Here is a 13,282-nt window from a genome sequence, read left to right as displayed (position 1 = left end):
AGGAATTCGTTTGGGACTTGGTGTAGGCATTAGCGGAATGGGAAGAATAGGCAGGCTGGTGGTCCGGAAAATATGCTCGGAAGAGGGGTTGCCGCTCCAGCTGAAGGCGATTAATTGCGTGTATCCGGCTGAGACAATTGCGCACCTCTTGAAGTACGACACCGTCCACGGGAGGTGGGACGCCGATATTTCCGTAATCGACGGCAAGCTTGTCATCAACGGCAATGCGATTGAGCTTACCTTTGAACGTGATCCTGCAAACCTCGCATGGAAGCGTCTTGGCGTAGATCTGGTGGTCGATGCGACAGGCAAGTTTAATGACAGAGAAGGCGCGGCGAAGCATATAGCGGCGGGTGCGTCTCATGTATTGATTACAGCTCCCGGGAAGCAGATGGATCTTACGGTGGTAATGGGGGTCAATGATCAACTGTATGATCCCGCCAAGCATCAGCTGATATCGGCAGCCTCCTGCACAACAAACTGTCTTTCTCCCGTGCTTTATGTTTTGGACCAGGCGTTCGAAGTGCAGGCGGGCTGGATGACCACCGTCCATTCATATACTTCCGATCAGAACCACCTGGACAATCCGCATAAGGATCTGCGCAGGGCGCGGGCATGCACCGAATCCATTGTTCCTACAACGACAGGTGTGGGTAAGGCGCTCACTGATGTGCTGCCCCATCTGGCCTCCCATATTCAGGGGATTTCCCTTCGAGTACCGACACAGGATGTCTCGCTGGTTGATTTGACAGTGAAGGTCGGCCGCATATGTACGCTGGAGCAAGTCAGATCGGTTCTGAAAACAGCGTCGGAAGGAAGCTTATCGTCTTACCTCGGATACACGGATGAGCCTCTGGTGTCAGCTGATTACATAGGCTGCTCCAAATCGGCGGTTGTCGATGGGCCTTCCATTATGGTTATGAACGATCAGGTCAAAGTGTTAGCCTGGTACGACAATGAATGGGCTTACGCCAGCAGGGTGGCCGAGCTGGTGCAGTTAATGACGGAAAGGGTGGATTATGTATGGAAAACACCACAGTTAGCCTAGAATTGGGTGTCATCTTATGTAAACACTGCCAGAAGGAAATCGGGACTTTAGCAACGGAGAGGGTAACGACTTATTACTCGGACTGCCGCGAGCAGAAATGTTTGGAGAATAGGATGACGACGGACAATCAAGCAAACTCATGTTAATGATTTAATGAAAGGGATGAGCGGGTATGAAAGCCGATACGGTACAGTCGACAATGGGGACCATGCACTATAATTTGTCAGTGGAGCAGTTGGTCGAGATAGCTTTGGAACGCAAGGAAGGGGTACTTGCATCCACAGGAGCGCTGCAGGTATTCACGGGTAAATATACCGGCCGTTCCCCTAAAGACAAGTTCATTGTCCAAGAGCCATCCGTGACGGACCGGATCGACTGGGGGACGGTTAATCAGCCTATGGCCCAGTATCAATTCGCTCAGCTTTTTAGCAAGGCTCAGGACTATATGACGGAGAAAGAACTATTCGCTTTTGACGGGTATGCCGGAGCGGATGCGAATTACCGGCTGCCTATCCGGGTTGTGAATGAGTATGCATGGCACAATTTGTTTGTCCGTCAGCTGTTCATCCGGGCGACGAAGGAAGAGCTGGCCGCGCATCAGCCGGAATTTACGGTGATTGCACTTCCCGGCTTCAAGTCGGATCCGGCTGCCCACGGAACCCGCTCGGAGACGTTCATATGCGTGAGCATGGAAAAGAAGCTTGTTCTCATCGGCGGTACCGAGTATGCCGGAGAGATGAAGAAGGCTATATTCAGCGTACTTAATTATTTGCTGCCGTTCCAAGGCGTCCTTCCTATGCATTGCTCGGCTAATGTGGGTGAGAAGGACGACGTGGCGCTTTTCTTCGGACTGTCCGGTACGGGCAAGACGACGCTTTCCGCCGATCCGGGCCGCCGCTTGATCGGGGATGACGAGCATGGCTGGTCCGATCAAGGCGTGTTTAACTTCGAAGGCGGCTGCTATGCCAAGTGCGCGGGCCTCTCCGAGGAGAAGGAACCGCAAATCTGGCGTGCGATTCGCAGCGGTTCGGTTTTGGAAAACGTCGTATTGGATGCCGGGACCGGTGCCGCCGATTATGAGGATACCCGAATAACGGAAAACACGCGTGCGGCTTATCCGGTCGAAGCGATTCCGAATACGCTCATTCCTGGAATTGCCGGGCATCCTGGCGTTATCATTTTCCTGACCGCCGACGCGTTCGGGGTGCTGCCCCCGATCGCCAGGCTTACCAAAGAGCAGGCAATGTACCACTTCTTGTCGGGATACACTTCGAAGCTGGCCGGCACCGAACGGGGAATTACGGAACCGGAAGCGACATTCTCCGCTTGCTTCGGCGCCCCTTTCCTGCCGCTTCATCCGACTGTTTACGCTGACATGCTGGGACGCAAAATCGAGGAACATCAAGCGAAGGTATATTTAATCAATACCGGTTGGACCGGCGGCCCGGTCGGGGTAGGGAAACGAATCAACTTATCGTATACCCGGGCTATGGTTACGGCCGCTTTGAATGGAACTATCGAGCAAGCGGGCTTCACGGCTGATCCCACATTCGGTCTTGAGTGCCCCGATTTCATCAAAGACGTCCCCACCCAGCTGCTGCAGCCGCGCAAGACGTGGCTGGACAAAGAGGCGTATGATGCAGCGGCAAGCGAGCTCTCGAACCGCTTTGTTCTGAATTTCAGAAGGTTTCCGGACGTTGATCAATTTATTGCAATGGCAGGTCCGCAAAGAGGTTTGAATTAAATGGTATCGTGTGCCGCACAATAACATCGAGGTTACGAATAACGGTTGGGCAGGGAGCATTACAATACCCCTGCCCAACTGTTTTGTGTTTGTTTCCGTATCTCTTTCCAGAGGCGTTCCCTATTCCCGATGACGCCAGTAGGCGGGTTGATCCGGCGAGAAAACATGCGTGTAAGATAATATAACATTATATGTGATAGATTGATGAATTTTTGAAGATATCAGTTTACAAATTGGACAAACCGTCTTATATTTGGTATATCAAACAAATGATACACAAGCTTTTTTACAAATGTTCATTTTTCAAGAAGAGATGGCGGGTCGGGTTAAACTAAAATGATTACGAGGAGCAGAAAACGATGAGAAAAAGCTTGTTCACCTTAGCTGTGCTGGTTATGGTCGCGGCAATGATCGCAGGCTGCGGAAGCAGCGGTAAAGGCGGCAATACTGGAGCGAATGGCGGAGATACGAAGCCGGCCGCTTTCAAGGTCGGGATGGTTACCGACTCCGGTACGATTGACGACAAATCGTTCAACGAGGGTACTTGGGAAGGGGTTCTGCGCGCAGGTAAGGACTTCAATTTAGAAACCAAATATTTGAGACCGACAGGCACGACGGAATCGGACTACCTGAGAGAAATCGGCAACCTGTACGATGCCGGATATAAAACGATCGTAGCCCCCGGGTATAAATTCGAAACCGCAATCTACGCGGCTCAGGAGAAATACAAGGACGCCAAATTCATTATTATTGACGGAACGCCTCATACAGCCAAGGATTTCACCCCGGTGGTGAAAGAAAACACCGTATCGATCTTCTTTGCGGAGCAGGAGTCCGGGTTTATCGCCGGAGTCGCAACGGCGCTGCAATTGAAGGAAGGCGAAGCGGGCTTCATCGGAGGCATGGAAATTCCTGCCGTACAGAAGTACAACTGGGGCTTCCAGCAGGGCGTGAAGTACGCGAATGACAATTTCGGCACGAAGCTGTCGATCAAGAAGGAAAACGTTATTTATCAGGGCACGTTCGACAATGTTGCCGCAGGCGGCCAATTGGCGGCGCAGATGTATGACAGGGGCGTCAATGTCGTGTTTACGGCGGCGGGCGGCGTAGGCGTCGGCTCGATCAGAGAAGCCATAACCCGTGCGAAAGCCGGCAAGAGCGTCTGGATCGTCGGAGTTGACGTCGACCAATATACGGACGGTATCTACCAAGATAATAAGTCAGTCATCCTGACCTCCGCAATGAAGAAGATCGACCAAGCGACCTATGACGTGCTGAAGGATGAGAAGGACGGTTCGTTCCCGGGAGGGAAGACGCTAACGTTCGATACGAAGAACGACGGTGTCGGAATTCCTGCGGAGAATCCGAATTTAAGTGCAGAGACGGTTGCGAAAGTGAAAGAGATTACCGAGAAATTGAAGAGCGGCGAGATTAAAGTTTCAGCCAAACAAGGCGATCTGATCAAGTAGACGGATTACAGTCCAAATATTGCCAGGGAGAGACGGGCGTTCCGTCTCTTTTTGGCAGTTTATCTACTATAACGCACAGTCCGCATTACTATCGTCTTATCTTCGGTAAAGGAGTCGTTTCGTATGGATTATGTGGTGGAAATGCTCAGCATCCGGAAGGAATTTCCGGGTGTGGTTGCCAATGACGATATCACGCTTCAATTGAAAAGGGGAGAAATCCACGCGCTGCTTGGCGAGAACGGGGCGGGGAAGTCGACCCTTATGAGCATTCTGTTCGGCATGTATCAGCCGGACCGCGGAAAGATTAAAGTAAACGGCAAGGAAGTCCGCATTGCAAGCCCCAATGTAGCGAATAAGCTGGGCATCGGCATGGTGCACCAGCATTTCAAGCTCGTCGATAATTTTACGGTAACGGAGAATATAATTCTGGGCAACGAGCTCTCCAGCTGGTTTGTGCTGAATACGAAAGCCGCAGCCCGCAGAATTGAACAATTATCCAAACGGTACGGCCTTAATGTCGATCCGCATGCGAAGATCGAAGACATCTCGGTCGGCATGCAGCAGAGGGTGGAAATTCTGAAGATGCTTTACCGCAATGCGGATGTGTTAATCCTCGATGAACCGACCGCCGTTCTAACGCCGCAGGAGATCGAGGAGCTCGGCAAGATCATGAAGAATCTGATCGCCGAGGGCAAATCGATTATATTGATTACGCACAAATTAAAAGAGATCAAGGCTGTGGCGCATCGGTGCACCGTTATCCGCAGAGGAAAGACGATCGGGACTGTGGATGTCGCGGCGACAAGCGAACTGAAGATGGCCGAGATGATGGTGGGACGCAATGTAACCTTTAAAGTGGAGAAAGAAGAAAGTCTTCCCGCCGAGGTAGTATTGAAGCTGGATGCCGTTACCGTGAACAACAACAAAAACGTGCCGGGCTTAAAAAGTTTTTCGCTTGAGGTGCGCGCGGGAGAAATCGTCGGAATAGCCGGCGTGGAAGGAAACGGACAATCGGAACTCGTGGAAGCGATTACGGGTCTGCGCAAGGTAGAGGAAGGAAAGATTTTTGTTCAGGGACAAGATATCACTTCTCTGCCTATCAGCGAACGGATTCGCAGAGGAGTCGGTCATATACCGGAAGACAGGCAGAGGCGGGGACTCGTGCTGGACTATACGCTCGAGGAGAATATGATTCTGGAAGTATACAACCGGCCGCCTTATTCGAGCAAAGGAGTGCTCAATAAAGCCGCTATCCGGAAGTATACAAGCGGCATTCTGAGCAGCTTCGACGTTCGTTCGGGCAGCGGGCCGGTATCCAAGGCCAGATCATTGTCCGGCGGGAATCAGCAGAAAGCGATTATCGGCCGCGAGATCGAATTAAATCCGGTCTTGCTTATCGCGGTGCAGCCGACCCGGGGGCTGGATGTGGGCTCCATCGAATATATTCACAAACGGTTGATCGAGCATCGCGATAACGGCAAGGCTGTGATATTGGTGTCGCTTGAACTGGACGAAATTCTGAATGTTTCAGACCGGATTGCCGTTCTGTATAACGGCGAGCTGGTAGGCATGGTTAACGCCGCGGAATCGGATGAGAATGAAATCGGATTATTGATGGCGGGCTACAAGGAAGGGGAAGGCGCATGAGAAATATCGTCATATCCTTGCTGGCCGCTGTATTCGGGCTGCTTGCCGGAGCGCTGCTCATGGCTGTCACCGGACATCAGCCGATTGAGGGCTATAGCTTCCTGTTCGAAGGTGGGCTTAAAAATCCTGAACGGATCGGCAATACGCTCGCCACGGGGACGCCTCTGATTTTTACCGGCTTATCCGTTGCCTTCGCCTTCCGCACGGGGCTGTTTAATATCGGAGCTGCCGGACAAATGCTGATCGGCGGCTTCTGTGCGAGTGCGGTCGGACTCACTGTGGATATTTCGCGGCCAATTCTGCTGCTGCTTATGATCGCGGCCGGGTTCCTGGGAGGCGCTCTGTGGGCGTTTATCCCCGGCCTTCTTAAAGCCAGATTCAACGTGCATGAAGTCGTCTCCACCATCATGATGAACTGGATTGCATACTGGGCCGTCTATTATGCGATTCCGGCCTATATGAAAGCCGATTACCTGGAGACGGAATCCCGGCCGCTCCCGGATTACGCTACTTTACAAGCGCCGTTTCTCTCCAACATGTTCGGCGGATCTTACGTGAACCTGGGATTGTTTATTGCGGTTATTACCGTGATCGTGATCGCCTTTATCATTAATAAAACGACGCTGGGCTACGAATTGAAAGCCGTCGGGTTCAATCGTCATGCGGCCGAATATGCGGGTATACCGGTAAACCGCAGCATCATCCTCTCAATGGCCATAGCCGGCGGATTAGCTGGACTTGGCGGATTGGCTCAGTATGCGGGCAACGCGACGAATATTCAAATCGGAGTCCTTCCCTCGCAGGGGTATGATGGCATCGCGGTTGCCCTGCTCGGAGCGAATTCGCCTGTTGGTGTGTTAATTTCCGCCTTATTCTTCGGGCTTTTGTACTCGGGTAAAGGGTTTATGAACGCGATGACGGACATTCCCCCGGAAATCGCGGATTCGATTATCGCGATTATTATCTATTTTGCCGCAACGAGCGTTCTTATGGACCGTCTGATTGGATGGTTTATCGCCAAACGCCGCCGTTCCGCCGGTATTGCCGCGAACGGAAAGGAGGGGAAATAGCATGTGGACGACGCTCGAACAGATTTTTCCTTATGCGATTATGTTCACAATCCCCCTGCTCATTACGGCTTTAGGCGGCCTTTTCAGCGAACGGAGCGGAGTTGTGAATATCGGTCTTGAGGGCCTTATGGTTATCGGTTCGTTTGTGGGAGCTTATGTTATCGTCAAACTCCAACCTGTATGGCCGGACAGTCCAGCCGTTGTAATCTGGGTCGGCTTGGCAGCGGCCGTGGCAGCGGGCGTGCTTTTTTCTCTTCTGCATGCTTTCGCTAGTATTCACTTAAGCGCGAACCAGGTCATCAGCGGAACGGCAATTAATATGATTGCCGGAGCTTTGACAATATTCCTGGCACGGAACATGACCGGAAGCGGCAATATTCGCATCGACTTCGCACTGGAGCCGTTTGATTTTCCCTTGCTGTCGAAGATCCCCGTTATCGGGGAGCTGTTCTTCACCAAAACATATATGACAACCTGGGTCATTCTCGGAATTGTCGTTCTAAGTGCGCTTATTCTGAAATATACCGCCTTCGGGCTCAGGCTCAGAGCATGCGGCGAATATCCGCAGGCTGCGGAGGCCGCCGGTGTGAATGTGAGAATGATGCGGTATATCGGGGTTATGATCTCCGGGGGATTTTCAGCTCTTGGAGGCGCGGTTCTGCTGGTCACTATTGCAGGCGAATTTACCGGAACCGTTGCGGGCCTGGGATTCCTGGCGCTTGCTGCTCTAATTTTCGGGCAGTGGCGGCCGATCGGAATTCTGGCGGCCACCTTGTTCTTCGGCTTTGCCAGTACGGTTGCGAATGTTTCGCAGGTTATTCCGGCACTGTCGGTCTTTCCACCCGTCATACTTAAGGTATTTCCTTATGTGGTGACGCTTATCGCTTTGGTGCTTTTCTCCAAATCGTCCCAGGCGCCCAAAGCTGCGGGAGAGGTTTTCGACTCCGGCAAGCGGTGACGACCTTGAGGCTGCTTGGCTTACCACCAGGGTAACGGCCAAGGAATACGAAGGGAAGAGTTGAGTGCGAGTGGCGGATGAACGGTCTGACGATAAGCGGATCAAAATGATCGATGCAGCCAAAATGTATTACCAGCTTGATTACAGTCAGCAGGAAATCGCCAGGCAAATGGGCGTTTCCCGGCCGACGGTAAGCAGGTTTTTACAGCAGGCCAAAGAAGAGGGTTATGTTCAAATCAAAATAATCGACCCGAAGGAAAGCAACGCTCTGCTTGCCGAACAGATTGAACGGAAATTCCGGCTTAAGAAAGCGGTAATCGTCTCAGTACCGCAATATGAGGATGCCGTCGTGAAGAAATATCTCGGCGAGGCAGCTGCCGGTTATCTGGACAAAATCGTCAAGGACGGAGATATTATTGCCACTACTTGGGGGACGACGCTGTACGAAGTGGCGCTCAATCTGCAGGACAAGCATCTGAGGGATGTAACCGTCGTTCAGCTCAATGGCGGCGTCAGTCATTCGGAGACGAATACGTACGCCTACGAAATCGTCAACTTATTCGGCAAAGCCTTTCATACGGTGCCTTATTTTATCCCATTGCCCGCAATCGTCGACCACCCCGTTGTGAAGCAATCTATTGAGACGGACCGGCATATACGTAAAATTTTGGAGCTTGGGAAGAAATCGAACATCGCTATTGTGACGGTCGGCGCTCCGACGGAAGATTCCGTATTGATCAAGGCGAATTATTTTACCGAGAGCGATTTGCGCCTGATTTACGAGAAGGGGGCCGGTGACATCTGTTCCCGCTATATCGATCTGGAAGGCAGCATTTGCTCCGAAGAATTGAATCAAAGGACGATCGGAATCGACCTTGAACAATTGAAGCTGAAGGAGCGGTCGATTCTGGTGGCCGGGGGAGCCAAGAAGGTCGACGGAATCTACGGGGCGCTGCGCGGCCGCTATACGAATGTGTTAATAACCGACCAATACACGGCCAAATATTTGATGGAACGCGGAACTTGAACGCAAGGACCTGTCCGGTAGGGCAGTAAAATAAGGAGTGAACGAAATGAATAAGGAACATACAGGAGCGGGCGGCACCGAATTATCCGCATACTTTGACCATACGCTGCTTAAACCGGAAAGTACTTTTACGGACATTGAACGCTTGTGCGGGGAGGCGAAGCAGTACGGATTTGCAACGGTGTGCGTCAACCCCTATTGGGTGCCTGAAGCAGCCCGGCTGCTGGCGGGAACCGGGGTCGGGATCACGACTGTCATCGGATTCCCGCTAGGGGCGACAAGCACGTTTGCCAAGACAGCAGAGGCCCGGGACGCGATCGCAGCAGGAGCGACGGAAATCGATATGGTTCTAAATGTCGGAGCGCTTAAATCCGGCCGGTTCGAGGAAGTGCAGAAGGATATTCGCGGGGTTGTAGAAGCGTGCCGAGGGCGCGCTATTGTAAAAGTCATCCTCGAAACGGGACTTCTGACTGATGCTGAGAAGGTCAAAGCATGCGAATTATGCAAAGCGGCGGAAGCGGATTTCGTGAAGACGTCTACGGGATTCGGACCGGGCGGGGCGACAGTTGAGGATATTTCACTGATGAGGCGTACGGTCGGGCCGGAAATGGGCGTCAAGGCATCCGGAGGTGTCCGCGATTTGGCGGCCGTCCGCAGTATGATTGCCGCCGGCGCGACACGGATCGGAGCCAGTTCAAGTGTTGCGATCGTCTCCGGCAGCACGGGGGAAGGGTATTAATTTAAAATACAAGCGGCAGTCTCGGGCGAGAAAATAATGTCTGAACTGCCGCTGCTTTTTTGCACAAATAATGAACTCACAATTCCTTTGTCATAAATACACTGTTCGGGTCTTCAATATACTCTGCAAACGGCTTGCAATATTGAAACCCAAAACTTGCATATAGTCTTCTGGCCGGGTCGAAAGCAGCCATTGAGCCCGTTTCCAAACTGAGCCGCTGATAACCGCGTCGCTTAGCTTCTTCAATAATATGTTCAAGAATCCGCTTAGCAACACCCTTTCTGAGATGCGATGATGAAGTTCGCATTGATTTTACCTCTCCATGGCGCCCATCAAGCTCCTTAAGTGCCCCGCACCCAAGTAATTCATCTTGTTCCCACGCACTCCAGAATGTTATTTCCGGTTTTTTCAATTTCTCCAGATTTAGGGCATGTATACTTTCCGGCGGCGAATGAAGAGTCATACTCTGAAGATGTTCCCCGATTAATGCAGCCACTTCGGATCCATTTAAATCATCCAGTTTAATTTCCATGAAAACCACTCCTCAGTCTCTTTATTTATGAACGATGTCAGATGCTTACGAGTTACTGCTTGATTATTTCATCTGTCCAATATAAAGGCAGCATTCTGGACCCTGCGCATCCATATTCGCTCACCTCTATATTCATATCCAGCATGTAAATATTCCATCTTCGTATCTATAGTTCCTGCCAGCCGTTCACGTCCTATTGAACAATTCTGCCTGTACAACTCAACTCTTTCATCCCAGTTGTATTTTGACCATAAGGATTTTAAATCTTCATCGCTTGCTTACAAACGATGATAGTCACTATTCCGATATAGGCAGGCCAATCTATTTCTCTTATTTTTCTCACATTAGTTTCAACGATTTCTCACAGCCACCCGTTATTCTAAGAGCATAAACCGATAAGGAGATGCTTTTGATGAATCGAATGAAAAAAACATCCGCAATCCTGATTTCAGCCGCGCTGCTTACGATGGGAGCTGGCAGCGCCTTTGCAGCCAGCACTACACCGCCGGCCAAGACGGTAGTAACGAAGGTTAGTTCCGAAAAGACCAATAAGGTGGCCTCGACGGGCAAAACGGTCAAAACGACCGTAAGCAAATCCTCGGCAGCCGTGAAGCACAAAAAAGCGTCTCACAAAAAGCATCACGTGACCAAAAAAAATAAAACCGCCAAGGCCGTAAAAACAACCACGAAGGCCGCTCACGCAAAGAAAAGCGGCAAGACAGCAAAAACGGTTAAAGCCGCCAAAAAGCATGCAAAAACTGTGAAAAAGGCAAAGACGGTTGCTAAGACAGCCGCAACAGCTGCAGGTTCAACCAAGAAATAATCGATCTGACGGGAAAGATGGGAATCATGGTTCCCATCTTTCTTTTTTTTGCGCGGCGTAGTAGGCTAGAGTCAAAATACTAAATCCGATGGAGGAGCACCATGCCGCTTGTGTTTGTGGTAGATGACGATCCAAATATTAGTCAGCTGATCTCCGAATATCTGAAGAAGGACGGTTATGACGTTAATGCTTTCGGAAGCGGCGCCGATTTAATCGACACGATTCGCCGCAAGCAGCCCGATTGTCTGGTCCTGGACATCATGATGCCGGGCATTAACGGTTTTCAGCTTCTGACGATGATCCGCGGCTTCAGCGAGATGCCGATTATAATGGTGTCGGCGCGCGGGGAAGAGATGGATCGTATTATGGGACTCGAGCTTGGATGCAACGATTACCTGGGAAAACCGTTTCATCCGCGTGAGCTGGTCTGCCGCGTTACTTCCATGATCCGTCTTGCCGGATTCCGGAATTCTGTGAAGGAAGAAACCGCGAAAGCCCCCATTCGGGCGGGACGGCTCCTCATTTCGGAGGATTACCGAAAAGTTGAGACGCAGGACGGAACGGAACTGCCGCTTACATTTCGCGAATATGAGCTGCTGCTGCATTTTGCAAAAAACCCGAACCGCCCGTTCAGCCGCGAACAGCTTATTCAGCAGGTTTGGGATTATGATTTTCTGGGCGATTTGCGTGTGGTCGACGAGCTCGTCAAGCGGCTCCGCAAGAAGCTCGGGGATTCATCCTCCGGCTTCAGCATCGAAACCGTTTGGGGTTACGGATATAAAATCTCGGTCAAACTATGAAGTCGCTTCGGGCCAGGATTTTATGGTCGCTGCTGCTGGTTATGAGCTTTTCCGTCGCCGTCACGGTCGGATTCTGCACGCAAATCGTGTACCGGATGCTTGTTGATCAGACGAAAAGCCAGCTTTCCCTTCAACTCCAAAAGGCGGTCGACATCATGAAGGACGGCGGCCCCGATGAGCTGGTACCCGGCGACCTCCCACTGCGTTTTAAAAATCATGAGTTCAACGCTGATTTCTACGTGATCGGACCATCGGGGCGCATTGTAGCGGCCAGCAGCGAGAGGTTGATCGGAAGACGGATGGGTCTTCATTTAGAGCAGAATGACGGATCAGCCGTTCTTCACGGCGCACGGATCATGTATGCATCTGCAAAGACGGACGGTTATACCGTCTTTTTGTACAAGCCCGAAATATATCTCAAAAGCATGTTCCGCGAGGCGATACAGCTTGTTTTTGTTTCCATGCTTGCGAGCAGCGTGCTGTTGTTTGCAATCGGTTTCTTCTTTATTTGGAAAATCACACGGCCGATAACGAAGCTTAAAGACGCAGTAAGCCGTTATGAGCCATATCGTAGCGTACTTCCGCTCTCCCGGGCTGGCGCCACGGAAATTGACGATTTGATGGCTACGTTTCAATCCATGTCGGAACGGATTCATACGCATCATGAACGCCAAATCGAATTTTTGCACAATGTCTCCCACGAGCTTCGAACGCCGCTTATGTCGATCCAGGGGTATGCTATTGCAATTAAGGATCAGGTCGTCACTCAGGAAAAAGGGCTCGGCATTATTATGGATGAATCCTATCGGCTCATCCGGATGGTTAACCGGCTGCTTGAGCTCAGCCGGCTTGAAGCGCCGTTCGACGCCGAAGCGCAGCAGGAGGTCCAACTGGGCGAAATGGTGCGACAGGCATCCGAGCTGATTTCCCCGAACGTCACGGAACGAGGGATCAAAATCACTTGGTCCGGAACGGAAACAACGTTGTCCGCGCCCGGGGAAGCGCTGTTCCAGCTGCTCATCAACCTGATCCAGAATGCCGCCCGCCATGCGTCAAGTCAGGTCAGCATTACTTACGGTCCGGATAAACAAGGCTGGTTTCTGGCCGTTGACGATGACGGCGAAGGTGTGCCTCCAGAGTGGCGCGAAACGATATTTGACCGTTTTTTCAAAGGGGAGGGCGGGCAAACCGGCCTTGGTCTATCGATCTGCCGCCAGATCGCGGACACGATGCGTGCCGAGCTGCGGTATGAAGCGTCCGGGATGGGCGGTGCGCGCTTCGTGCTCAGTTCTTTGACGGCCTAAAGGCGCTTTCGGGCTGCCGCGCGGCAGCCCTTACGGTTGAAGAATTATGCTTTCTAAGCCTCGATATACAGGAGTGAAGAGACTAAGACAATACAACTTCACCAAGACTTTCCCATCCAAA

Annotated in this window: 12 protein-coding genes; 11 read left to right on the top strand and 1 reads right to left on the bottom strand. The window is 51.5% G+C overall.

Translation table 11 applies throughout. The features are described 5' to 3' along the window. Positions 1–4: 4 nt before the first annotated feature. The 8 genes from gap to deoC all read left to right on the top strand — a co-directional run bounded on the left by gap (position 5) and on the right by deoC (position 9,702). A complete protein-coding gene (gap, locus tag KZ483_RS24815; RefSeq protein WP_397376228.1) occupies positions 5–1,048 on the top strand; it encodes a type I glyceraldehyde-3-phosphate dehydrogenase in 1,044 nt (347 codons plus the stop codon). A 172-nt stretch (positions 1,049–1,220) separates the two neighbouring features. Beyond that, a complete protein-coding gene (pckA, locus tag KZ483_RS24805; protein WP_220350226.1) occupies positions 1,221–2,792 on the top strand; it encodes a phosphoenolpyruvate carboxykinase (ATP) in 1,572 nt (523 codons plus the stop codon). Positions 2,793–3,151: 359 nt separating this feature from the next. Next, positions 3,152–4,261 (top strand): BMP family lipoprotein, encoded by a 1,110-nt coding sequence (locus KZ483_RS24800; protein WP_220350225.1) that lies wholly within the window; start codon positions 3,152–3,154, stop codon positions 4,259–4,261. A gap of 123 nt (positions 4,262–4,384) precedes the next feature. Next, the gene (locus tag KZ483_RS24795; protein WP_220350224.1) at positions 4,385–5,908 is read left to right on the top strand and encodes an ABC transporter ATP-binding protein; all 1,524 of its coding nucleotides are present in this window, start codon (positions 4,385–4,387) and stop codon (positions 5,906–5,908) included. Then, positions 5,905–6,978 carry an ABC transporter permease gene (locus tag KZ483_RS24790; protein ID WP_220350223.1) on the top strand — a complete coding sequence of 358 codons (1,074 nt, stop codon included), beginning with the start codon at positions 5,905–5,907 and terminating at the stop codon, positions 6,976–6,978. The genes KZ483_RS24795 and KZ483_RS24790 overlap by 4 nt, the downstream gene beginning before the upstream one ends. Position 6,979: 1 nt before the next feature. Beyond that, positions 6,980–7,936, top strand: a complete 957-nt coding sequence (locus KZ483_RS24785) for an ABC transporter permease (protein ID WP_220350222.1) — start codon at positions 6,980–6,982, stop codon at positions 7,934–7,936. 106 nt (positions 7,937–8,042) lie between these two features. Continuing rightward, positions 8,043–8,963, top strand: a complete 921-nt coding sequence (locus KZ483_RS24780) for a DNA-binding transcriptional repressor DeoR (RefSeq protein ID WP_220353660.1) — start codon at positions 8,043–8,045, stop codon at positions 8,961–8,963. 46 nt (positions 8,964–9,009) lie between these two features. Further along, a complete protein-coding gene (gene deoC, locus KZ483_RS24775; protein WP_220350221.1) occupies positions 9,010–9,702 on the top strand; it encodes a deoxyribose-phosphate aldolase in 693 nt (230 codons plus the stop codon). A gap of 76 nt (positions 9,703–9,778) precedes the next feature. Here deoC and KZ483_RS24770 read toward each other — a convergent pair whose 3' ends face one another. Beyond that, complete coding sequence (locus KZ483_RS24770; RefSeq protein ID WP_220350220.1) at positions 9,779–10,234, bottom strand: GNAT family N-acetyltransferase; 456 nt, start codon at positions 10,232–10,234, stop codon at positions 9,779–9,781. Between the two features lie 412 nt (positions 10,235–10,646). Here KZ483_RS24770 and KZ483_RS24765 point away from each other — a divergent pair, with 412 nt between their 5' ends. The 3 genes from KZ483_RS24765 to KZ483_RS24755 all read left to right on the top strand — a co-directional run bounded on the left by KZ483_RS24765 (position 10,647) and on the right by KZ483_RS24755 (position 13,161). Continuing rightward, positions 10,647–11,057 (top strand): hypothetical protein, encoded by a 411-nt coding sequence (locus tag KZ483_RS24765; RefSeq protein ID WP_220350219.1) that lies wholly within the window; start codon positions 10,647–10,649, stop codon positions 11,055–11,057. 101 nt (positions 11,058–11,158) lie between these two features. Next, positions 11,159–11,857 (top strand): response regulator transcription factor, encoded by a 699-nt coding sequence (locus KZ483_RS24760; protein WP_220350218.1) that lies wholly within the window; start codon positions 11,159–11,161, stop codon positions 11,855–11,857. Next, positions 11,854–13,161 (top strand): sensor histidine kinase, encoded by a 1,308-nt coding sequence (locus tag KZ483_RS24755; RefSeq protein ID WP_220350217.1) that lies wholly within the window; start codon positions 11,854–11,856, stop codon positions 13,159–13,161. Before KZ483_RS24760 ends, KZ483_RS24755 begins: the two co-directional genes overlap by 4 nt. The last annotated feature ends 121 nt before the right edge of the window (positions 13,162–13,282 follow it).

This window comes from Paenibacillus sp. sptzw28, assembly GCF_019550795.1.
Lineage (GTDB): Bacteria > Bacillota > Bacilli > Paenibacillales > Paenibacillaceae > Paenibacillus_Z.
The sequence above is the reverse complement of the archived record's forward strand: the minus strand, read 5'-3'. Positions and strand labels throughout refer to the sequence as shown.

Excerpts from the sequence above, each read along its gene's own strand:
- KZ483_RS24785 (WP_220350222.1), top strand. The coding sequence starts at position 6,980 with ATGTGGACGACGCTCGAACAGATTTTTCCTTATGCGATTATGTTCACA.
- KZ483_RS24790 (WP_220350223.1), top strand. The coding sequence starts at position 5,905 with ATGAGAAATATCGTCATATCCTTGCTGGCCGCTGTATTCGGGCTGCTT.
- KZ483_RS24800 (WP_220350225.1), top strand. The coding sequence starts at position 3,152 with ATGAGAAAAAGCTTGTTCACCTTAGCTGTGCTGGTTATGGTCGCGGCA.
- pckA (WP_220350226.1), top strand. The coding sequence starts at position 1,221 with ATGAAAGCCGATACGGTACAGTCGACAATGGGGACCATGCACTATAAT.
- KZ483_RS24765 (WP_220350219.1), top strand. The coding sequence starts at position 10,647 with ATGAATCGAATGAAAAAAACATCCGCAATCCTGATTTCAGCCGCGCTG.
- deoC (WP_220350221.1), top strand. The coding sequence starts at position 9,010 with ATGAATAAGGAACATACAGGAGCGGGCGGCACCGAATTATCCGCATAC.
- KZ483_RS24760 (WP_220350218.1), top strand. The coding sequence starts at position 11,159 with ATGCCGCTTGTGTTTGTGGTAGATGACGATCCAAATATTAGTCAGCTG.
- KZ483_RS24770 (WP_220350220.1), bottom strand. The coding sequence starts at position 10,234 with ATGGAAATTAAACTGGATGATTTAAATGGATCCGAAGTGGCTGCATTA.
- KZ483_RS24755 (WP_220350217.1), top strand. The coding sequence starts at position 11,854 with ATGAAGTCGCTTCGGGCCAGGATTTTATGGTCGCTGCTGCTGGTTATG.
- KZ483_RS24780 (WP_220353660.1), top strand. The coding sequence starts at position 8,043 with ATGATCGATGCAGCCAAAATGTATTACCAGCTTGATTACAGTCAGCAG.
- KZ483_RS24795 (WP_220350224.1), top strand. The coding sequence starts at position 4,385 with ATGGATTATGTGGTGGAAATGCTCAGCATCCGGAAGGAATTTCCGGGT.